Origin of the sequence: Ruficoccus amylovorans (assembly GCF_014230085.1) — a bacterium.
Lineage (GTDB): Bacteria > Verrucomicrobiota > Verrucomicrobiia > Opitutales > Cerasicoccaceae > Ruficoccus > Ruficoccus amylovorans.
The window spans coordinates 198,514-218,702 of sequence record NZ_JACHVB010000013.1; the positions used below are offsets into that span (position 1 = coordinate 198,514).

The window sequence follows — 20,189 nt, forward strand, 5'->3', positions numbered from 1 at the left end:
TCCTCAGGACTGGGCGTTGGCGGGGTTCTGCGGGGCGACCTTCGCACCGGGGCGGGCACGCTGGATGCCGTTGACGATGACGCGCTCGTCCGGCTCCAGCCCCTTGCTCACTACCCTGCCCTCGTTCACCAGCGGGCCTTTTTCGATGTAGCGCATTTCCACTACATTTTCGGCATTGGCCACCAGCACGTAGCTTCCGGCCAGGTCCTGCTGGATGCAGCCCTCGGGGATGACGATCGCGTCCGGACTGCGCTCGGCGAAGAGCACCTTGCCGAACAGGCCGGGGATGAGCGTGCCCTCCGGGTTGGGGAAGCTGACCCGCGCCTCAATCGTGCCAGTCATCGCGTCCACCGTGTTGCCGACGTAGTCGAGCGTGCCGGTGAGCGGGTAGAGCGAGCCGTCGGCCAGCTCCAGTTGCACGGCCACCTTGGACCCGCGCGCGCCGCCCGAGGCCCCGTACTTATTGATCATCTTGAGCAGCGAACGCTCGTCGATGTTGATGTAAACGTCCATCGGGTCCATCTGCACGATGGTGGCCAGCAGGGTCGGCTCACCGGAGCCAACGAGATTGCCAACGGTGACGAGGTCGCGTGAAATGCGCCCCCCCAGATGGGCGTAAATCTGCGTGTACCCCAGGTCGAGCGAAGCCGACTCCACCGCGGCCTTGGCCTGGGAGACGCTGGCCTCGGCCAGGTCCAGTTCGGCCTTGCTGCGCAGCAGGTCCAGTTCGGAAATCGCGTCCGAGGTGAAAAGCTGCTCGTTGCGCTGGTAGGTGGTGTCGGCCAACTCCCGGCTGGCCTCAGCGCTGGCAAGCTGCCCCTGCGCGGACTGGAGGGCGGCCTCGTAAAGCTCCGGCTCGATCGTGAACAGGAGCTTCCCCTCCTCGACCATCGTGCCGGGCTCGAAGTCCACCGTCTGCAGGTAGCCCTTCACGCGGGCGCGGATCTCCACCGTGTCGCGGGCCCGGGTCTGCCCGGCCACCGGCGTGTAAACGGTCACCTCCCCCTGATAGGGCAGCGCAAGTTCCACGGGCGGGGGCGGCGGGGCGACAAACTCATTCTCACGGCCGCAACCGGTCAGCAACACGGCCAGCGCGGCACAGACGGTCAAACACAAAGGCAGCGTCTTGTTCATAAAGTAATAGATTAGTGGATGCAGGAAAGCTCCCACTGAGCGCCCGAAGAGCAGAGAAAAGACAGGCGTGAGAGACCCCCTTGATGCCGCACAGCCTAGCCGACGCACCGGCGGCTTCAATCCCAAAACCCGGCCTTCCCGCTGCGGTCCCCCGCCCTGACATCCGCCCCCCTTTTCCCCGTCCCGCCAACAAAAAAACGCTCCGGGCGTCTACCCGGAGCGTTGAAAGAGGAACTGTTCAAAGCCTGCGCGGCTCAGGACGCGTGGCTTAGAGCCTGTTTGCTTTAGGGTCCGCGGCGCAGGCGGCGCGGACGCGAACTGGAGGACGAAGACTCCTCCTTTTCAGTGCTCTTGAGCTCGGAAGACAAGGTCTGCTGCTCGCTTTTCAGGCTGACGGACTCCTTTTGCAGGTCCACCTCGTTGCGCGTGTTCAGCACACTGTCGAGCTGGGCGCTCTGAGCTTCGGGCAGACGGTAGTCCGGGATTTCCGAGTCCGTGATCCGCATGCGGTTAAGCTGGCGGGGATCGACCATTTCCTTATAGGTCGTGCCGTCGGGGTTCAGCGTCCGGGCCGTGATGAAGATGAGCAGGTCAGTCACGCCGTTGTCGGCCGGGTCACGGTACTCGTTGGTGAAGAGCCGCCCCAGCAGCGGGATGTCCCCGAGGAAGGGCACCTTGTCCTCGACAACCTTGTTGGCCTTTTCACGCAAGCCGCCGATGACGAGCGTGTAGCCGTCCTTGAGCACCACGGTGGTTTTCGTCGATTTTGTATCGAAGGAGGGGATTTCCGTCGCACTGGTCGCACTGGTTGAGATGCTGATCCCGTTATTGCCTTTCTTGCTCAGGACCGGCTCGACGATCAGGCGGATGAAACCGGCGCTGTTGACGTGCGGAGTCACCGTCAGGACCGAACCGGTGTCCCGGTACTCGTAACCGGAAATTGAAAAACGGCCCGTCTCCTCGTTGAAGACGAACTCGGGAATCGGGATTTCCTCACCGACCACGATCTTCGCTTCCTCACCGTCCATCGTGACGAGGCTCGGATGGTTAAGCACGCGCGACTTGGTATCCTTCTGGAGGTAGTTCAGGGTCGCCTCCATCCGGCTCATGCTCAGCACAGCGTTATTGCCGAAGTTGACATTGCCGATGACGTTGCCCGGCAGCGTGCCGACACCCGCCAGATTGACCGCTCCGTCCGTGCCGCTGCCCTGAAGGGTGAAGGTGGTCGAACTCGGCCACTGCACCCCGAGGTTCAGTTCCTCGCTGGCCTGCGTCTCGATGAACATCGAGTGAATCATGACCTGCGGCGTGGGCTGGTCGAGACGCTCGATAATGTCCTGAATGTCGTTCATGCGCGAGGGACGCTCGGTGATGATGAGGGCATTGGTGCGGTTGTCCACTTGAAGCGACCCGCCCGCCGCCGGGTCAATCAGCAGCTTGATCGACCCCTGCAACTGCGAGGCCAGGGCGTAGTTGATGAGAAAGACGCGCGTATCGACCGGCTCCTGCATGAGCTCGTCCATGCTCTTGACCTTGATAATGTTGCGGTCCTCCACGTAGGTGTAGCCCAGCGGCTGGAGCACAACCTCGAAAACCTGACGCCAGGTCACGTTGCGAAGCTTGATTGTCGTGTTGCCCACGAGGGTCTCGGGGATGACCACATTCAGGTCGTAGAGGTCCGCCACATTGCGGATGATGGTGCGCACTTCCTCGTCCGGGAAATCGACCGAGATCGTGTCGTCGTCGCCCATCTCCATGTCGGAGCCGGGCTTCACATCCGTCGGGAACTCAAGGGTCGCCTGCCCGCCGGAGGGGAAGTCCAGCTCAAGAGCGGGCACTTCCTCGTGCTTCTGGACGGCCTCGCCGTCCGGCGTAACTGTCACTTCCAGCGTCGGCGTGGTTTCGGTGATATTCTTCACGGTAATGCCCGAGGCGTCGGGGCTGTAGGCGTCGGCAGGCTCGGGCTTGGGCGGCGGAGTGTTCTCCGGGGAAGCCGGGGCCGGGTTACTCTCCTGCGCCGGAGCGGAGTCGTCCGAGGCGGGCGGGACGATATTACCGTCACCGTCCACCACCGGGGTATTATCCTGGGGCAGCTCAATCGAGCCGCCGGGATCAATCGTGTCCTTGGCCGGATCAATGGCCCATGCGACCGGGACAGACAGCAGCGCGGCAAATATAAGGGGTCGAACAATCTTCATATTCAGGTTCCTCGCAGTTGGAATTTAGCAGTAGCAAATCATCAGGGTTGGGGGGTAAAGCGCTTGATCCGGTCCGGATCGAACGACTTATCAAGCCGCCGGACCAGACGGGCCTCTCCGAGCTGGAGCGTATATTCGTCATCCGTCACCTCGCCCAGCCTCACATCGTAAGCCTCGTTTTGATAGTTAAAGCGGATCAGGCTCCCGGCGGCCACCGGGCGGGTCTCCTTGCCCAGCGGTACCAGGAGGTAATTCACGTCCCCGCGGGCCATCATCCCGGTCGGGTTGAACTTCGACGAAAACGCCGCCAGCACCTGCTCGTCCGTCAGGCTGGGCAGCTCGGGGGCGGTTTGCGTTTGCGGAGTCTCGACAGTGGCAGGGGCCTGCTCGGCTTCAAAGGCAAAGGGGTATTTGAGGCTGTTAATCTCGTCCAGCTTCTGTTGGTCGAACGTCACCAGGTAACGCTCGCCCGCCGCCAGAATCACGGCCCTGCGCTTAATCGGCACGACCTGCGCCCGCAGCGTGCAGACACTTGCGGAAGCCCCGAGAACCGCCGCCAGGACAACCGGCGCGCACTTATGCAGCAAAGTCGGAATCTTCATGGATATTGTTGTCATGAGGCGGTTTATTTTTTCTTGGTACTGGCGGGCTTGGGCGGGGCCGAGGCCAGGATACGGACAGTCAATGCAGCCTGCACCATATCGTTGCCCAGGGCGGAATTCGCCGTCAGGCTCATCCCGTCAACACGGGTCAGGTAGCGTCCCACGCTCAGCCGGTACAGAAAATCCATCACCTGCTTGAACTCCCCCTTGACCTGAAGGCGATACTCGGCCTGGGCCAATTCGCTGGTCATGAGATTGCCTCCCTTGGTACCGGGAACCAGGAAGGTACTTAACGACGGGTCCGTCAGGCTCACTTTGCTGTCCTCTGCCAGCGAGAGAAAATAGCGGTAATGGTCGGCCCGTGCCTCTTCGCGCATGAGGCGGGATTCGATCTCGGCGGCGAGTTGGTTGATCGTTTCAACATCCTCGCTCAGGCCGATGGAATTCTTTTCATTTACCTCCATCTCATCGACCTCGCTGACCAATTTATCATAACGCTGCTCGCTATCGGAGTAGGTCGTCCCGCGCAAGGCCACCACAGCCAGCAGAACGACGGCCAGCACTGCGCACGCCACGGCCAGCGGGTGCTGCTTGAGCATGGAAATGATCTTCTGCGTGCTCATAGCTTGGGGGCTTTCAGGGTCAGGGTGATTTCGAACTCAAAGAGATTCAGGCCCGGGTTCCGCCGGGGCGGAGAAACCTCAATGTCCTTGATGCTGTCCTTGAGCGAATCGAGGTTGGAAAGTGTGCTGCGGTAACTGTTCAGCGCGGTCAACGCCTCCGCCGAACTCCCCTTGAGCATCCCCCGGATCTTGTACTCGCCCAGATAGTCCTCGCGCTTGGCAGTCTGCTTCTTTTTCACAACCGGCTCTTTCAAGGTGAAGGAGATCGACTGGTAGGCGATGTTCTCCGGACGGCTCTCGGTGATCGCGATCACGAAGTCCAATGGCGGTTCGTTCAATGAGAAAAATTTCTGCACATCTTCGACCAGTTTCGACTGCCGGGCGAATTCCCCGCTCAGCTTGAGATTGGCCATATTCTGGCGCTGCCCCTGGCTCAAGCGCACCTCCAGCCCGGCGATGTCCCGTTTGAGCGTGCTGATCCGCCACTCACGGTAACCGTTAAAGGCCAAGGCCAGAACGACGACCAGAATAGCAACAAAATTCACCAGAAAGCCTGTCCGGACGACCTTGATGTCCGGCAGCGTCTCAGTCAGCCGGAAGTTCGGGTGCCAGTTCTGATGCCGATCCTTCTTACTGTCCTTTTGCATCAGCGGGAAGGGGTAAAGGGTTGTTGTAGTCGCCCATCAGGGCGAAAAGCCCGAACCAGCGCGGCCCCAGCTTGGAAACGTCCACCTCGGGCGCAACTTCTACTCCGAGAACGGGCAGCCAGGCCGCGTAGTCTGGCTGGATCACGTCCACGCAAAGCGTTCGGGACAGGCTTCGGCTGATCCAGGCAAGATTGTCCGGCAGCCCGTTGAGGAATATCTGCCCAATGGTCTGTCCGGTCTGCACCTCGTAAAAGCCCGTCGTGGCCTGCAACTCCTTGAGCATCTTCTTCAAGAGCAGCGGTCCCATTTCCGTAAAATCGAAGGTATTCGAGGAGAAAAGCTTGCGGGCGGATTCGACATCCTTGAGCCCGAGTTGCTCCTGCACCAGCGGGTACATGCTTGAGAAGCCGTGCGGCATCGGGCGAGCCACATCCAGCATGTCCCCCTGAAAGATCAACACCTGCGCCTGGTTTTCGGTAATCTCCAGCACCAGTGTCGGCGCCTTGATCCCCTTCCAGGCTGTGTAGTGCATCAGCCCGCCGATCGTCGACAGGGTGGACAGCTCCATCCGCTCCGGATACAGCCCGTAATTGAGCAGACGGTCCTGAGACTCCTGCAACTGCTTCCGGGGGGCTCCGCAAAACAGAAGCTCCTTGCTGACCGCCTTCTCTATCCGAAATTCGGTCCCCTGCGTCGCGTTCATCACCATGATCGCGTACTGGACAACATCCAGTTTGAACTGCTGGCGGACAAACTCGGGCAAATAGGCCGGGTCTTTGACCTTGGCGGCGTTGTCGAGCGTTGCCCGGCGGATGAGCGCCTCGCGCGGGTAAATCCCGCACACAGCCGGGCTGTACTGGTTCTTGGCCACCCCGGCAAGCTGGCCGGTCGTCTGGGCAATCTGCTCGGGTGTCTGGTTCAGCGGACACTCCATCAACGCCTCAATACAGATGGGGCCTTTCAGCGCGTTTACCCGCGCCAGCAGCATCACTTGATCTGACAGATCGACAAATAGGGGTTTATTGGCGGACCTTCGCATGGACTCCGGAACTGGGCAGAAACATACCGGCCTCACTCCCCCGGATACCCCAACTCCCAGAAGGCTCAAACGCTGCTGAGGTGAAATAATGCGGGTGGCTCGGCATTTAAGCCTTAGTCATAATTACCGCCCCACGAATGTTGCAATTCTTTTTCCCACTTTCAATGAAGGGTTTACACTTATTTCACCCGGACGAAAGCTTCCCCGGTTAAACTAGGCAAAAACCCCTACTCCATCAACTCCCGGCTGCTACCGAGAGCCAGGGAAAACAAACTTGTAGAGATAGAACGAGCCTGAAAAAACCTTCACGACAACAAGTTACGAAGGACTAAACCGGTACCTCCGGTTATCATTTGCTTCCTGCTAACACGCTGCACACGGACAGTCTCACCTGCTGGCTTTTAAGCGGTCTGACACGCAAGCGTGAAAAAAACCTGGCCCAAGTGCTCCGGTTGTACAAAAGCAAAGCCCACGGCACCAGAGGTGCCATGGACTCGCTTTAGAGTTGTTAGCGATATCGTCGCTTCGCGCCACCTGCCGGACATGGGGCTCTCCATTCGTAGAAACGAAGGGGAAGAAACCCTTATGTCGGTAAATACAGCGGTACAGTCTGATAGAGGCGCCTTGCGGCGCGTCCCTACCAGGTGCGCTTCTTGTGACGATTCGAGCGTGAACGCTTCCGCCGCTTGTGCTTGTTCATTTTGAGGCGGCGCTTCTTTTTAAGATTACCCATGTCGATTAATTGGCGTTAATGGTACGCAGATTTACAAATTGGAAAAAGCAGGTGACAATGAAGCTCCGCCACGCCGAGACAAGCAAAAAATGTGTCCTTTGCCTTTATTCCCGACATAGACGAATGCCATTCGCAGCCAATGCGGAAACCAAGCCCTTCGCGCAGTCGGTAAACAAACAGGCAACTCTGCCCGCCAACCAATCACGGGGCAAGCCATCAGGAGGCTGGAACGTCCTCGGGAACAACTGGCGAACCGGCAGACGCCTTATCGCTGCCATCGGCGGGAGACTCAGAAACGGCCTGCGCCGACTCGGATGCGCCTCCCTCCCCTGCTGAGTCCGCAGCCGTCGCGTTGCTGTCAGAGGCCCCGGCAACGGAAACACCTTCACCCCTCGAAGGGGCAGCGCTCTGCTCATCAGCCGGCTCAACCACCGCAGCGGGCGGCTCGGGCGTACCGACACCCACCGGCGGCATCGCCGACGGTGGAGCCTCGCGGGCGCCGGGCTTGACGCTTAACTCAATCTCCTGGTCGCCACGTTTGATCATGACCGGGACAAATTCATCCGGACGCTGGAAAAACGTCGCCACCCGAAGGTCCGCATCGGTCATGATCGCAAAATCCCCCATCGAGAGCAAGCGGTCGCCCGCCTTCACTCCCGCGAGCGCGGCAGGACCACCCTCCACCAATCCTTCGACCTCGACCCACGGGCCGCTGTCGAGACTGGACTTCTGGCGCGTCTGGAAACCGAAATAGGCATACGTCACCTTCCCGGAGAAAAGAATGTCGTCACGGATGCGCTGAATGGCCCGGGCGGGCAGGATAAACGAGGAACGCACCTCCGGCAGGGAGACGATCAGCATGCCGACCAGCGAGCCGTTGATATCAAAAACCGGCGAACCGCCCTCGCCTCCGTCGGAAGGGATGTCCGAGCGCAGGTAAATCGTCGGCAGGATACGCTCTCCGTAACTGGTGTTCCAGCCCGAGACCAGCCCCAGCGAAGGGCCGGGGTCCTGCCCCAGCTCGCAGGTCAGGGCGACGAGGAAGGAGCCGATGGGTGGGACTTCGGGCGAGTCGCTCAACCGCAGGAACTGGAAATCCGCCGGGAGCGCGAAAACCTTGATGATCGAGACATTGGTCAGCGGGTCACTACCGACCAGTTCGGCCGCGTAGGCGATACCGTTGCGCTCGACCCAGATACGATCCGCCCCGTAGGTGATGTTCGTATTAGTCAGGATATGGCCTTCCTTGCTGATGTAGAAGCCCGTCCCGATAAAGAGCATGGTCTTGCCGCCCGGCTGTTTGCCGTCGAAAGCCGCAAATACCTTGACCACCGCGCGCTCATTGGCGCGATAAATGTCGATCACCCGCTTTTGCAAAGCCAGCGGAGCGCCACCGTTATCGGCGGCTCCACCCAGATACGGGGTCAAAAAAAAACCAACGCGAGCACCGCCCGCATCCTGCCAAGACTAAGCATGATAGAAACTAGTAGACGCGGGATTGATCGGAAACGTTCTCACTGCCGAAGCCACTGTCAAAGGAGCCGCCGACATAGTAAACATTTTGGTTGGCCTCCACCGGCATGGGGCGCGAAGCCGCCACCAAAGTGACATTCCCCTCCGACGAGCGCGAACTTTGCGCGTCGAACTGCCCGACGACAAAGGTCGCCTGATGGCTGCCCTGGGCGAAGTCCGCCGCCATCCCGGCCACAGGCGCGGCAGGAACGGCGACATCGGCCGAAACGGGGGCCGGGGCCGTGTACACCGGGTGGACCGGATTAGACGCCGTGTAGGCGGGGAAATGGTTCAGGCTGAGCGCCACCACAAAGGCTGCTGCCGCCGAAAGCGGAAGGGCCGGGACGAATTTGCCCCCGAACGCCTTCAGCCCGCGCACAAGGAGGGGCTCAGGCTTGGCCAGGGCTTGCCAGGATTTCTGGTGTAGCTCGCGATCAAAGCGCTCCCAGTAGGCCTCGTCGGGCTTCTCATGGCGTTTGAGGCGCAGAAGATCTTCGACAGAGACGTGAGAGGATTGAGGCTCTTGATTATCCTGCATAAATAAAATGTTCGGATCTATTAGCAACTATTGTTCCAAATACTCCTTCAAACTGGCCTGAAGCTGCTGCTTGGCGTAATGAAGGCGCGAACGCACAGTACCCTCCGAGGTCTTGGTGATCTCGGCGATTTCCTGATGGCTCAAACCCTCAATTTCGAACAGCACAACAACAGTCCTATGTTTAAGAGACAATTTCTGGAGCGCTTCGTTCAATTTTTCCTGTAACTCGCGCATCAGTGTCGGCTTGTCCGAGCGGGTGCGTGCGGTCAGTTTTTCCAGGATGTCGGAGCTGTGCACCTCTTCGTCCACCTTTTCCAGACTGAGGAAGCGGCGCATGCGGTTGCGCTTAAGGTGGGTCAGGGTGTTATTCACCGCGATCCGGTACAGCCAGGTAAAAAATGAGGATTTGCCCCGAAACAAGTTAATCGAGCGGAAGGCCTTGATGAACGCCTCCTGCGCCAGATCGTTGGCGTCCTCGCGGTTGCCGGTAAGGTTGTAAACCACTGAGTACAAACGCTCCCGGTATTTTACCACCAGCTTGTCGTAGGCCGAGACCTCGCCTGCCTGCACCTGCCGGACCAGCGCCATATCGGTATCCGCCTCGGCCGCATGGGATGCAGACGAGGCCGCCAGGGCTCCGGTCATGGCGTTACTTTCAGACATTGTCTGTGAATAACTTTAGGAGAAATCTCCCGCAAAGCAAGCCCACGCTTCAAGCTCTCCTTCCCGCAAGACCCATCTCTCAACGGGCCAGCGACTTCCCGCTTTTTCCAGGCACCGCTGACTCTTCTCCAACAAGGGGCGCAGTCCGATGGCCTGTCGCAAGCTTACCGTTTTCGCCACAAATAGGTGGTCTGTTTTCGATGCTTTGCTCAGCGATTACGGGAAACAGAGGAACTGTTTCCCGTAATCGCTGATACGATACACAGCATCAAAAATGTCGAGTGCGGACACACACCGCGGGTCCGGGGCGCGCAGCCCCGGAAGAATCCCCCTAGGAGCTGACCGCGAGGCGCTCGAACTGGCTGAGCACGAACTTGCTCAGGTTGAGCAGACGGGGCACCGGCTCGAGGTTTGCGAAGGGGGCCAGCACGTCGTCGGCCTTGGCCAGCTCGCGCTCGAAGCTGGAGCTAACTTCCGCGATGACGGCGTAGTCTTTCATCACCCCGGCAAGCTGCGAGGGGTTCAACTCGCCCCGGCGCACACGCTGGAGAAAGAGCTTCTGCTCACCACGCGGCAGGCGCTGAAAGAGCACCAGCATCGGCAGGGTGAACTTCCCGCTGGCCAGGTCCGTGCCGAGGGTTTTGCCGATTTTTTCCTCGTCGCCGAGGTAGTCGGCCAAGTCGTCGAAAATCTGGTAAGCCACCCCCAGGTGGCGGCTGAACTTCCCGGCGGCCTCGGAGAAAGCCTCGTCATACCCGGCGAGCGAAGCCCCCAGGCGCGACGAGACGGAAAACAGCTCCGCCGTCTTCAGGTCGATGACGCGGAAGTACTCCTCCAGCGAAAAAGCGGCATTGCCCCGCTCGAAGGTCTGGCGAATCTCTCCGGCGCAGACGCGGCGGGTCGAGAGCGAAACGGCCCGGCAAACATCGACGGTCGGAAACTCCGCCGCCAGCACGAGGGCCTGGGAAAAGAGCGCGTCGCCCACCAGCACAGCCGCAGTCGAGCCGTAGCGTGCGCTGACCGTGTCGGAATTATGCCGCAGGGTGGCGTCGTCGAGGATGTCGTCGTGGATGAGCGTGGCCAGATGGACCAGCTCGACCACGGCGGCAGCCCGCACCAGATCGGGGTTGACCTCCCCCTCGCGCCAGCCGCCGAAGAAAACCAGCAGGGGGCGCAGGCGCTTGCCCTGATTTTGCAGGCTGTAGCGCACCAGATCGCGGATGTCCGTCTCGAACTGCTCCACCTGGTTGTCCAGAAAGTCTCCCAGCGCCTGCATATGCGGCACCACCGGCTTCACGATGTCATCGAAAGCCGGGGGTCGCGGCTGGCTTTTGTTTTGTGCGGTCAGCATACTTTTACGGTTGCGGTTTGGCAGATTGGACGGAAAACCTCAACCCCTCTTTTTCACAGAGTGTTGACCACCTGTGATTAATTGTCAAAAAAACCCTGAAAATCGGCTCCGCCCCGTCCTCTCATGAACGAAACCGACGCTCCCGCCCCCGACTCCACCCCTGTGACCGGCACCCAGCCCGCCGCGACCGAACAGGCTCCGGCCACCACGGACACGACCGCCCCCGCTGCCGCCGACGCCGTGGAAACGACCGCCACGACCCAGCCCGCCGAACCGCTTCCCGCCGGGGACAACAAGAGCGAGATGCAGAACGACCCTCTCATGATCGTGATCATGTTCGCGGCCAGTATTTACCTGGCCAAGCTCTGGTTCGACGACTTCAAGGCCAACAAACGCGGCGAGCCCAACCCGAAAGCCTTCCCCGGCGCAACCGCCTGCTCCGCCCTGTGCGTGATCGTGGCCGTGGTCGGGGCGCTCATCCTGCTCGCGGCCGAGACCTTCGGGGAGATCGCCCTGGGCATCTCCGCCCAGCAGAGCGACATCACCTGGCTAGCCCTGCTCTCGATCACCGCCGCCGCCTTTTTCGAGGAACTGATTTTCCGGGGTTACCTCGTGGTGACAAAAAAAGGCACCGCCGCCCTCATCGGCAGCATTTTTATCTTTTCGTTCCTCTTCGCGGCGCTGCACCCCTTTCTCTGGGATCTCGACATGCCCGAAGGCGTCCCCGGCTGGCAGTTCTGGCAGGGCACCCTGACCTTTGACTGGGGCGTGAAGGGCTGGTTCAGCACCGCACTGGTCTTCGCCAATTCCCTGTGGTTCTACACCGTGCGCTTCTACGGCCTCAACAAGACCCGCTCCCTCATCCCCTGCGTCGCCGCCCACCTCGCCAGCAACGTCGGCGTGTTTGTCATAAAACTTGCCCAGGGGCACGTGGTGGGATTGTATTAAGCCGTGACGCCATCCGCCCCGCCACCGCTCCAGCACACCTGCCTCCAACGCCCCGCACGACGCCAACCGGGGCACCTGTTGGCTTTTACCGGAGCCTGGCTCCAGTTGGGAGCATTGCTCGGAGTCGGAGCAACTATTTACGGGATGGTTCGAGCGTTTAAACAGATAGCAGCCGAGAGCCAAGTCGACCCGCAAGTCCTTGCTGACAACATCAGCGCCTCGCTGACCAGTACGATGATCGGACTTCCTTTCGCTCTCGTCGGACTCATTCTCATGGCCATCGCTCTGTTCGGGATGAAATACCGGGCGACGTGGTTTTTCTGGTTCCTCACTATCTACGGTGTCCTCCTGTTGCCCGGTTTCCCACTCGGCACCCTCTTGGGAATCGGGTTGTTGATTTTCCTCATCGTAAAAAAGGACGAATTCCTCGCGCCCGCCTCCTCGGCAGCTACCAATTAGTCCTTGCACTCTCTACGCCTCTGCGTCTGCGGTTAATTCCCTTCCCAACAAAAACCGCGCTTTGCGTTTGCCATTCGCGGCGGGCGGGTTTCCCCTCTTGAGTTTTACCACTGATTGGCGCAAACGCTGGCTTGAACACAAGCCGCTCGCAGCACTCCGTTTTTCTCTGTGCTCTTTGTGCCCTCTGTGGTTAATCTTAAAATTCCTATGCCCGAGACCGACCTTTCCCGCAACCGCCTTGACGGCGAGAACAGCCTGTACCTGCGCCAGCACGCGGGGAACCCCGTCCACTGGCAGCCCTGGGGGCCGGAAGCCTTCGAGGAGGCGCGGCGGCGGGATGTGCCCGTCATCGTGTCGGTCGGGTACAGTTCGTGCCACTGGTGCCACGTGATGGAGCGCGAGAGCTTCGAGGACCCGTACATCGCCGACCTCATGAACCGGCACTTCGTCTGCATCAAGGTGGACCGCGAGGAGCGGCCAGACGTGGACCAGATCTACATGGAGGCCGTGCAGATGATCAACCAGCACGGCGGCTGGCCCCTGAACGCCTTTTGCCTGCCGGACGGGCGGCCCTTTTTCGGGGGGACGTACTTCCCGCCCGAGGATCGCGGGCAGGGCATTGTGCCGTGGCCGCAGCTCATCATGCGCATTGCCGACTATTTTAAGAAAAACCGCGACGAACTGGAGGAGAACGCCGGGAACATCGTCAAAAACCTCGCCGCCGCCAACGTCCCGATGGGCGCGGACGGCACCTCCCTGGCCAACGAGGCGCTCGTCACCGCCGCCGAGGCCATTTGCGGGCAGCACGACGACGAATGGGGCGGCTTCGGCGACGCCCCGAAGTTCCCGCCCTCGATGACGCTCGACTTCCTGCTGGCCATGCGCGCCACCCAGGCCGTTTCCGACCAGCCCGAACTGGCTTCCCAACTCGACGACGTGATCCGTAAATCTCTCGCCGGGATGGCCCGCGGGGGCATTTTCGACCAGATCGGGGGCGGCTTCTGCCGCTACAGCACCGACCGGCACTGGATCATCCCGCACTTCGAGAAGATGCTCTACGACAACGGCCTGTTGCTGGACATCTTCTCCAAAGGCTGGCAGCGCTACCGCCAACCGCTTTACGCCGACGTGGTGACCGAAACCATTGGCTGGCTGGAGCGCGAAATGCTCGCGCCCGAGGGGGCGTTTTACGCCTCGCTCGACGCCGATTCCGAGGGCGTCGAGGGCAAATACTACGTGTGGACCCCGGACGAGATCGAGGCCGTGCTGGGCAAGGACGAAGCCGCTGTCTTCTGCGACGCCTACCTCATCACCCCGAAGGGCAATTTCGAGCAATCCGGCGCGTCCAATCCGTGCTTCGCCGGGGGCGAAACCGAACTGCGCACCCGCCTCGCCCCAGCCCGCGAAAAACTCCTCGCCGTGCGCCAGCAGCGCGTCGCCCCGACCCGCGACCCGAAGATCCTTCTGGCCTGGAACGCGCTGGCCATACGCGGCCTCGCTACCGCCGCTGTCGCCTTTGGCAAAAAGGAGTGGTTCGCCCGCGCCCGTGACGCCGCCGACTTTTTGTGGGAAAAAATGCGTACGCCCGAAGGTCGCCTGTACTCGGTTTACTACCCGCAGGCCGGGCCGCGCGTGAACGCCACGCTGGAGGACTACGCCTACTTCATGGAGGCCCTGCTCGCCCTGGGCGCGTGGGCTGACTGGCACGAGCCGGGCACCTCCCGCCGCACCCTCGACCGCGCCGCCGCGCTCATGGAAACCGTGTTCAAGCACTTCCGCGACCCCGGCCAGGCAGGCTTCTTTTTCAGCCCGGACGACGGGGAGGAACTCGTCGCCCGCAAGAAGACGTGGTTCGACAACGCCATCCCCTCGGCCAATTCCAGCCTGCTGCACGCGCTCAGCGCCCTGCACATGCTCAACGGCACCGGCGAGTACGCCGCCGAAATGAACGACATGCGCCAGGCCTACCCGGGGCTGGTCGCCCGCGCCCCTGCCGCCGTCGCCCACGCCCTCTCGGCCTACGCCCAGTCCGCCTCCGGGCTGGCCGTGATCAAGGTCAAGGGCACGGACGACCTGGAGCCGCTCCGCGCCGCCCTCGCCGAACGCCCGTGGCGACGCGTCTTTGTCCAGCTCAGCGACGACCCGGCCCAGCCCGAGGGCTACCAACTGTGCGTCGGCACGACCTGCTCCGCCCCCACCGCCGACCCGGCGGAAGTGGCCCAGTATCTGTAGGCTCGGAACGTCCGTCTCGCTCGTCATGTCGCCGGAGTGGATCATCGCCTATCTCGCGCTGGGGGCCGTTGTCGGCGTCATGGCGGGAATGCTTGGCATCGGCGGGGGCGGCATCATCGTGCCGATCCTGACCACGATCTTCGCCGCCCAGGGCATCCCCGACGAGCAGATCGTCCACCTCTCGCTGGGAACAGCTATGGCCACCATCGTCATCACAGCCACCTCCAGCATTCGCGCCCACCACCGGCACGGCGCGGTGCTCTGGCCCGTGGTCTGGAAAATGGCCCCCGGCGTGCTCGTGGGCACCTTTTGCGCGACCTATCTGGCCTCGCACCTCTCCAGCCGGGCGCTGGGCATCTTTTTCGCCTGCTTCATGGGCTATGTCGCGCTGGGGATGTTCCGCAACCTCAAGCCCAAGCCCCAACGCCAGCTCCCCGCGCCCCCGGTCTGCGCGCTGGTCGGGGCGGTCATCGGCGGAATCTCCGCCCTCGCGGCCATCGGCGGCGGGGCCTTGACCACGACCTTCCTCATGTGGTGCAACACTCATGTGCGTCAGGCCATCGCCACCAGCGCCGCCGTCGGGCTGCCCATCGCCGTGGCCGGGACGCTCGGCTACATCGTCAACGGCCTCGGCACCGAGGGGCTCCCCATCCATTCCGCCGGATTCGTTTATCTGCCCGCCGTTGTGCTGATCGCGACGACGAGCTTTTTCACCGCGCCCATCGGGGCCAAGTTGACCCACACCCTGCCCGGTGGCGTGGTCAAAAAGACTTTCGCCGTGCTGCTGATCGGCCTGAGCGTGAAAATGCTCTTCACCGTATTCGGGACGTAGTCAGACATCCAATACTCGGGGCTACACGCCCCAAACCGGCAGCAGGACAGCGTTCTGCGCCTGTGATACTTTCGCATCACCCATTGTGTGGGAGAGCTGGCAGAGTCAACGGGATACCCCGAGAGCGTTTTAAAAATACTATAGCCACAGTGGTTGAATGATTAAAATGGCCAATTGTTAATTGTTGGATGCGGAACCTAGAAAACAACAATTAACCATTTAACCATTTAGCCATTCGGCTTTCTTGTGGCGGCTACGATTTTATTTAAACCGCCTTAGAAAAACAGCGGGTCGCGGCGGCGGAGTATTTTTTTGACGATGCGCATGAGCGGCCTCGGAACCAACACCCAGCGGGTGCAGGCCCCGGCCTTGAGCGCGCGCCAGACGAAACGGTTGAAGGACATGCGCGGGCGGTCGCAACTCCACTTGTAGAGGTTCTTCAGGAAGGCGCGGTTGTTGACGATGAAGCTGCGGCCCCAGGGTGTCTTCCAGGAAGTGCCGGTCAGCCCCCGGTAGTAGCGGGTCATCGCGATGATCTCGTCCGCTCCCGGCCCCTGACTGGAGTCCTGCCCGGCGTGGATACGGTAGTTCACGTAGGCGTCCTTGAGGACAAAGGCCGTCCCCTCGCCGCAGAGGTCGAGCATGATCGGGCGGTCCCCGATCTTGCCAAAGGGGGCGTAGCGCTCCGGGTCCATCCGCAGGAACGCCTCGCGCCGGTAAATGCTGCTCGAAAAAGCCACCGTGTTCAGGGTCAGGCAAAAGCTGGTCAGGTGGGCCACATTGACGAAATCCCAGCCCGCGTCCGTCACCGTCCAGGTCTTGAAATCGTCTTGCTCGGGGGCTTCCGACGAGAGGAAGTTGCAAGCCGCCAGCGTGCACGCCGGGTGCGTATCAATATGGCGGAAGAGCGCCTCCAGCAATTGCGGGTGCATGAGGTCGTCGTCGTGGAAGGACATCACCCAGTCGGCCTCGGCCAGTTCCTTGATGCGGAGCAGGTTGGGCAGGCCCCCGATGTTCTCCGTCGTCGGGCGGTGCTCGGCGCCGAATTCGCGCACGACCTCGGCGGTGTGGTCGGTACTGGCATTGTCCAGCACGATCAGCCGGTAGTCGGTAAAAGTCTGCGCCCGGATGCTGGCCAGCGTCTGGCGCAGGTAATCCGCCCGATTATAGGTGAGTACAAAGAGGTCGAGCTTGGCCATGAACGGTTCCGTAAAGAAACAGGATCAGCGCAAAACGCCTCCCGACCCCGGTCTGTCAACCGGGCGGCGGCGTTTCGCCGATCAGACCGTTTTAACGAAGTCGCGCACGGAGGAAACCATAAACTCCAGCATGGCCGGGGTCAGGCCCGGATAAACGCCGAGGAAGATCGCGCTGTTCATGATCCGGTCGGCCCCTTCGAGCGGCCCGAGCACGCGGAAGGCGTCGGGGTTGTCCTTCTTCGCCTGCACGAAGGCGGGCTGACGCACGAGGTTGCCGCCGAAGAACATGCGCGTGCCGATCTTGCGCTCGTTGAGGAAGCGCGCCAGGTCGGTGTGGGTAAAGGGAGCGCCGGGCTTGACCAGCATCTGGAACCCGAACCACGAGGGGGCCGTGCGGTGGCCGCTGCCATCCCAGGTGAAGCCCTCCGGTGTCCAGTCGGTGGCGTGGGTCGGCAGGGAGAAGTCGAGGAACTCGGACAATTCGTCCAACCCGGCCCGGAGGGTGTTCCAGTTGGAAATACGAGCCGCGGTAAAGGCGTCCAGCCGCTGGATCTGCACCCGCCCGATGGCGGCCTGCGGGTCGAGGGGCTTGAGGTTGTAGCCCAGGTGGCTGTAGGTGTACTTGTGGTCGTAGCCCTCGGGCAGTTCGCCCAGTTGCCACTTGAAGCGCTTGCGGCAGGTATCGTCCATGCCGGAAGGGCACCAGCAGTCGCGGCCCCAGTCGCGCAGCGACTCGACGATGAGCTTCAGGCGCATCTCGCGCACAATGCTGACCGCCCCGCCCTCGCCCAGTGTCAGGTGGTGCGGCGGGTAGAAGGACTGAGTGGAAAGATCGCCAAAGGAGCCGGTCGGCTGGCCGCTGAGAGAGCCGTCCTCGCCGGGGCTGAAGTAGAGCGAGCCGAGCGCGTCGCAGTTGTCCTCGATCAGCCAGAGTCCGTGGCGCTCGCAGAAGGCCTTGACCGTGGCCAGCTCAAAGGGGTTCCCCAGCGCATGGGCCATCATCACGGCCTTGGTCTTGCCGGGGCGGTAGGCTTCCTCCAGGCGGGAGAGGTCGGCGTTGGCGGTGAGCGGGTTGTTGTCGAGAAAGACCGGAACCGCGCCGTTCTGGAGGATCGGGGTCACGGTAGTGGGAAAGCCCGCCGCGCAGGTGATGACTTCATCGCCGGGACGGAGGCGCCGCTCAGCCGGGAGCTTGTGGCTCGTCAAGGCGGAAAGGGCCAGCAGGTTGGCCGAGGAGCCGGAGTTGACCAGCAGGCTGCGCTTGACCCCGAGCCGGGAAGCCAGCTCGCGTTCAAAGGCTTCCCCCTCCTTGCCCAGCGTCAGCCAGAAGTCCAGCATCGAGCCGATGCCCGCGCTCACCTCCTCCTCGGTAAAGGTCCGGGCCGCGTAGGGGACGGTCGTCTCGCCCGCGACAAAGGCGTCTTCGCGCTGGTCTCCCGGGCGGTTGGCGGCATGCGCCTGCCGGCTGTATTCGCGCGTCAGGCGAAGGATTTCCGCCCGTATCTGCTCCATGGTCATAGTGCTGCTTTCTCGAAACAATGAATCTGCCCCAGTGAAAAATCACGGATGCCGGCGGAGTCGCGCTCGGCCTCCCGGTACCAGCCGACTGTCTGCCGGATGGTTTCAGAAAAATCCCAAACCGGCCGCCAGCCCAGCACGCGCTCGGCCTTTTCGATGGCCAGGTGCAAGAGCCCAGCCTCATGCGGCGCTCCCGGCACGGAAGCGTCTTCCCAGGCACCGGGCCAGTTTTTCAAAATCTCGCCCACGAGCGCCTCGACACTCTGGCTGGCGTCTTCCGACGGCCCGAAGTTAAACGCCGAGCGCAGGGAAACCTCCCGCGGCTTCTCCGCCAGGGCCTGCGCCAGCCGCAGGTAGCCGTGGAGCGGCTCCAGCACGTGCTGCCAGGGGCGCACGGCGCGCGGGTTGCGCACGCAGATGGGCTTGCCTTCACGCAGGCTGCGCATGGCGTCGGGCACGATGCGGTTATCCGCCCAGTCGCCGCCGCCGATGACGTTGCCCGCGCGGGCCGAGGCCACGGCCACCGGCGATTCCGGGCCGAAAAACGACTTGCGCCACGAAGCGATGGCCAACTCGGCGCAGCCCTTGCTGGAGCTGTACGGGTCGTAGCCGCCCATGGCCTCCTCCTCGCGGTAGCGGCGACCGTCCTCCCGATTTTCGTAGCACTTGTCGGTCGTGATAAAGACTGCCGAGCACGGTCCATCGAGCCGCCGCAGCGCCTCCAGCACATGCAGCGTGCCGTTGACATTGACCTCGTAGGTCGCCAGCGGCTCGCGGTACGACTCCAGCACCAGCGGCTGGGCCGCCAGGTGAAAGACAAAGTCCGGCTTCGCCTCGCCGAGCGCCTGCCCGACACGGGCGGCGTCACGGATGTCGGCCAGGTGGTGGGCGGCCAGTTCGCGCTCCAGCCCGAGCTGGTCAAAGAAAGACGGAGACTGAGCCGGGGCCAGGGCGTAACCGTAAACCTCCGCCCCGAGGTGGCGCAGCCACAGCGAGAGCCAGGCCCCCTTGAATCCGGTATGGCCGGTGACGAAGACGCGTTTGCCGGCGAAAGTGTCTTTTAAGCTGCCTGCATGCATGGGCGTTTGTTTTACCAGCACTTCCAGGGAGCTTTGCCGCTGGACCAGAGCTGGTTGAGGTGTTCGCTCTCCTGATAGGTGTCCATCGGTTGCCACCAGCCCTCGTGGCGGTAGGCGTTGAGCTCGCCCGCCTCGACCAGCCGCGTGATCGGCTCGCGCTCAAACATGATGTTGTCGTCACCGAGGTAGTCGAAAACACGGTGCTCGCAGACGAGGAACCCGCCGTTGATGTAGGCTGACTCGACCTGCGGTTTTTCCTGAAAATAGTGGATGCGACCGTCGTTCTCGATCCCGATGGAGCCGAAGCGGCCTGCCGGGTGGACGGCGCTGAGCGTGCAGGCTTTGCCGGAGGCCTGGTGGGCGGCGATGGCGGCGTTGATGTTGATGTCGGCCAGGCCGTCGCCGTAGGTCAGCAAAAAGGGCTCCCCGTCCGGGATATGGCGCTGAATCATCTTGATCCGGCGGGCGGTCATGCTCTCGGGACCGGTCTCGGCCAGAGTGACGCTCCAGTCCTCCTCGTCGTGCTTGTCGTGGAAGACGATGTCGCTCTTGCTGCCGAGCTTGAGGGTCACGTCGCCCGTGTTCCAGAGATAATCGCGGAAGTACTCCTTGATCATCTCGCCCTTGTAGCCCAGGCACAGGACAAAGTCCCTATGTCCGTGATGGGCATAGATTTTCATGATGTGCCAGAGGATGGGATAGGCGCCAATCGAGACCATTGGCTTGGGCCGGTATTCGGTTTCCTGGCGCAGCCGGGTACCTTTTCCGCCACAGAGGATCACTACTTTCATAACAAAGAGAAACGTCCAGTGTCTTTAAATTTTTCGTATCATGGCAATACCTATTATCGGCGCGATAGGTCCTGCCCAGGCCTGGCAGGTC

18 protein-coding genes are annotated in these 20,189 nt (G+C 61.8%); 4 read left to right on the forward strand and 14 right to left on the reverse strand.

The genetic code is table 11. The annotated features are described in order from the left end of the window. Nucleotides 1–3: 3 nt before the first annotated feature. The 10 genes from H5P28_RS04075 to H5P28_RS04125 form a co-directional block, all read right to left on the reverse strand. Nucleotides 4–1,134: an efflux RND transporter periplasmic adaptor subunit gene (locus H5P28_RS04075; protein ID WP_185674436.1), complete on the reverse strand. Its 1,131-nt coding sequence runs from the start codon at nucleotides 1,132–1,134 to the stop codon at nucleotides 4–6. Nucleotides 1,135–1,418: 284 nt separating this feature from the next. Continuing rightward, the gene (locus H5P28_RS04080; RefSeq protein ID WP_185674437.1) at nucleotides 1,419–3,332 is read right to left on the reverse strand and encodes a secretin N-terminal domain-containing protein; all 1,914 of its coding nucleotides are present in this window, start codon (nucleotides 3,330–3,332) and stop codon (nucleotides 1,419–1,421) included. 41 nt (nucleotides 3,333–3,373) lie between these two features. Further along, a complete protein-coding gene (locus H5P28_RS04085) occupies nucleotides 3,374–3,934 on the reverse strand; it encodes a hypothetical protein (protein ID WP_185674438.1) in 561 nt (186 codons plus the stop codon). 23 nt (nucleotides 3,935–3,957) lie between these two features. After that, the gene (locus H5P28_RS04090; protein WP_185674439.1) at nucleotides 3,958–4,557 is read right to left on the reverse strand and encodes a hypothetical protein; all 600 of its coding nucleotides are present in this window, start codon (nucleotides 4,555–4,557) and stop codon (nucleotides 3,958–3,960) included. Next, nucleotides 4,554–5,204 carry a hypothetical protein gene (locus H5P28_RS04095; RefSeq protein WP_185674440.1) on the reverse strand — a complete coding sequence of 217 codons (651 nt, stop codon included), beginning with the start codon at nucleotides 5,202–5,204 and terminating at the stop codon, nucleotides 4,554–4,556. The genes H5P28_RS04090 and H5P28_RS04095 overlap by 4 nt, the downstream gene beginning before the upstream one ends. Continuing rightward, a complete protein-coding gene (locus H5P28_RS04100) occupies nucleotides 5,188–6,243 on the reverse strand; it encodes a hypothetical protein (protein ID WP_185674441.1) in 1,056 nt (351 codons plus the stop codon). The genes H5P28_RS04095 and H5P28_RS04100 overlap by 17 nt, the downstream gene beginning before the upstream one ends. 949 nt (nucleotides 6,244–7,192) lie before the next feature. Beyond that, nucleotides 7,193–8,404, reverse strand: coding sequence for a S1C family serine protease (locus H5P28_RS04110; RefSeq protein WP_185674443.1), 1,212 nt, complete (start codon nucleotides 8,402–8,404; stop codon nucleotides 7,193–7,195). Between the two features lie 55 nt (nucleotides 8,405–8,459). Beyond that, nucleotides 8,460–9,026: a hypothetical protein gene (locus tag H5P28_RS04115; protein ID WP_185674444.1), complete on the reverse strand. Its 567-nt coding sequence runs from the start codon at nucleotides 9,024–9,026 to the stop codon at nucleotides 8,460–8,462. 27 nt (nucleotides 9,027–9,053) lie between these two features. Further along, the gene (locus H5P28_RS04120; protein WP_221773351.1) at nucleotides 9,054–9,671 is read right to left on the reverse strand and encodes a sigma-70 family RNA polymerase sigma factor; all 618 of its coding nucleotides are present in this window, start codon (nucleotides 9,669–9,671) and stop codon (nucleotides 9,054–9,056) included. A 349-nt stretch (nucleotides 9,672–10,020) separates the two neighbouring features. Further along, on the reverse strand, nucleotides 10,021–11,040 hold the full coding sequence (locus H5P28_RS04125; protein ID WP_185674446.1) for a polyprenyl synthetase family protein: 1,020 nt from the start codon (nucleotides 11,038–11,040) through the stop codon (nucleotides 10,021–10,023). A 123-nt stretch (nucleotides 11,041–11,163) separates the two neighbouring features. Here H5P28_RS04125 and H5P28_RS04130 point away from each other — a divergent pair, with 123 nt between their 5' ends. From H5P28_RS04130 to H5P28_RS04145, 4 genes are all read left to right on the forward strand, one after another. Next, nucleotides 11,164–11,988 (forward strand): CPBP family intramembrane glutamic endopeptidase, encoded by an 825-nt coding sequence (locus H5P28_RS04130; protein ID WP_221773352.1) that lies wholly within the window; start codon nucleotides 11,164–11,166, stop codon nucleotides 11,986–11,988. 3 nt (nucleotides 11,989–11,991) lie between these two features. Then, nucleotides 11,992–12,447, forward strand: coding sequence for a MotA/TolQ/ExbB proton channel family protein (locus tag H5P28_RS04135; RefSeq protein WP_185674447.1), 456 nt, complete (start codon nucleotides 11,992–11,994; stop codon nucleotides 12,445–12,447). A gap of 207 nt (nucleotides 12,448–12,654) precedes the next feature. Continuing rightward, nucleotides 12,655–14,679 carry a thioredoxin domain-containing protein gene (locus H5P28_RS04140; protein WP_185674448.1) on the forward strand — a complete coding sequence of 675 codons (2,025 nt, stop codon included), beginning with the start codon at nucleotides 12,655–12,657 and terminating at the stop codon, nucleotides 14,677–14,679. A 25-nt stretch (nucleotides 14,680–14,704) separates the two neighbouring features. Further along, on the forward strand, nucleotides 14,705–15,511 hold the full coding sequence (locus tag H5P28_RS04145; RefSeq protein WP_185674449.1) for a sulfite exporter TauE/SafE family protein: 807 nt from the start codon (nucleotides 14,705–14,707) through the stop codon (nucleotides 15,509–15,511). 275 nt (nucleotides 15,512–15,786) lie between these two features. Here the strand turns inward: H5P28_RS04145 and H5P28_RS04150 are convergent, their stop codons facing one another. The 4 genes from H5P28_RS04150 to rfbF form a co-directional block, all read right to left on the reverse strand. Next, nucleotides 15,787–16,710, reverse strand: coding sequence for a glycosyltransferase family 2 protein (locus H5P28_RS04150; protein ID WP_185674450.1), 924 nt, complete (start codon nucleotides 16,708–16,710; stop codon nucleotides 15,787–15,789). Between the two features lie 81 nt (nucleotides 16,711–16,791). Then, entirely contained in the window at nucleotides 16,792–18,222 is a 1,431-nt protein-coding gene (gene rfbH / locus H5P28_RS04155; protein WP_246455750.1) for a lipopolysaccharide biosynthesis protein RfbH, read from the reverse strand. Between the two features lie 2 nt (nucleotides 18,223–18,224). Beyond that, nucleotides 18,225–19,307, reverse strand: a complete 1,083-nt coding sequence (gene rfbG, locus H5P28_RS04160) for a CDP-glucose 4,6-dehydratase (RefSeq protein ID WP_185674452.1) — start codon at nucleotides 19,305–19,307, stop codon at nucleotides 18,225–18,227. A gap of 11 nt (nucleotides 19,308–19,318) precedes the next feature. Then, nucleotides 19,319–20,098 (reverse strand): glucose-1-phosphate cytidylyltransferase, encoded by a 780-nt coding sequence (gene rfbF / locus H5P28_RS04165; protein ID WP_185674453.1) that lies wholly within the window; start codon nucleotides 20,096–20,098, stop codon nucleotides 19,319–19,321. Nucleotides 20,099–20,189: the final 91 nt, after the last annotated feature.

Bases quoted from the DNA above. Each gene is read 5' to 3' on its own strand.
- H5P28_RS04075 (WP_185674436.1), bottom strand. From the start codon at position 1,134: ATGAACAAGACGCTGCCTTTGTGTTTGACCGTCTGTGCCGCGCTGGCC.
- H5P28_RS04080 (WP_185674437.1), bottom strand. From the start codon at position 3,332: ATGAAGATTGTTCGACCCCTTATATTTGCCGCGCTGCTGTCTGTCCCG.
- H5P28_RS04085 (WP_185674438.1), bottom strand. From the start codon at position 3,934: ATGAAGATTCCGACTTTGCTGCATAAGTGCGCGCCGGTTGTCCTGGCG.
- H5P28_RS04090 (WP_185674439.1), bottom strand. From the start codon at position 4,557: ATGAGCACGCAGAAGATCATTTCCATGCTCAAGCAGCACCCGCTGGCC.
- H5P28_RS04095 (WP_185674440.1), bottom strand. From the start codon at position 5,204: ATGCAAAAGGACAGTAAGAAGGATCGGCATCAGAACTGGCACCCGAAC.
- H5P28_RS04100 (WP_185674441.1), bottom strand. From the start codon at position 6,243: ATGCGAAGGTCCGCCAATAAACCCCTATTTGTCGATCTGTCAGATCAA.
- H5P28_RS04115 (WP_185674444.1), bottom strand. From the start codon at position 9,026: ATGCAGGATAATCAAGAGCCTCAATCCTCTCACGTCTCTGTCGAAGAT.
- H5P28_RS04120 (WP_221773351.1), bottom strand. From the start codon at position 9,671: ATGACCGGAGCCCTGGCGGCCTCGTCTGCATCCCATGCGGCCGAGGCG.
- H5P28_RS04125 (WP_185674446.1), bottom strand. From the start codon at position 11,040: ATGCTGACCGCACAAAACAAAAGCCAGCCGCGACCCCCGGCTTTCGAT.
- H5P28_RS04130 (WP_221773352.1), top strand. From the start codon at position 11,164: ATGAACGAAACCGACGCTCCCGCCCCCGACTCCACCCCTGTGACCGGC.
- H5P28_RS04140 (WP_185674448.1), top strand. From the start codon at position 12,655: ATGCCCGAGACCGACCTTTCCCGCAACCGCCTTGACGGCGAGAACAGC.
- H5P28_RS04145 (WP_185674449.1), top strand. From the start codon at position 14,705: ATGTCGCCGGAGTGGATCATCGCCTATCTCGCGCTGGGGGCCGTTGTC.
- H5P28_RS04150 (WP_185674450.1), bottom strand. From the start codon at position 16,710: ATGGCCAAGCTCGACCTCTTTGTACTCACCTATAATCGGGCGGATTAC.
- rfbH (WP_246455750.1), bottom strand. From the start codon at position 18,222: ATGGAGCAGATACGGGCGGAAATCCTTCGCCTGACGCGCGAATACAGC.
- rfbG (WP_185674452.1), bottom strand. From the start codon at position 19,307: ATGCATGCAGGCAGCTTAAAAGACACTTTCGCCGGCAAACGCGTCTTC.
- rfbF (WP_185674453.1), bottom strand. From the start codon at position 20,098: ATGAAAGTAGTGATCCTCTGTGGCGGAAAAGGTACCCGGCTGCGCCAG.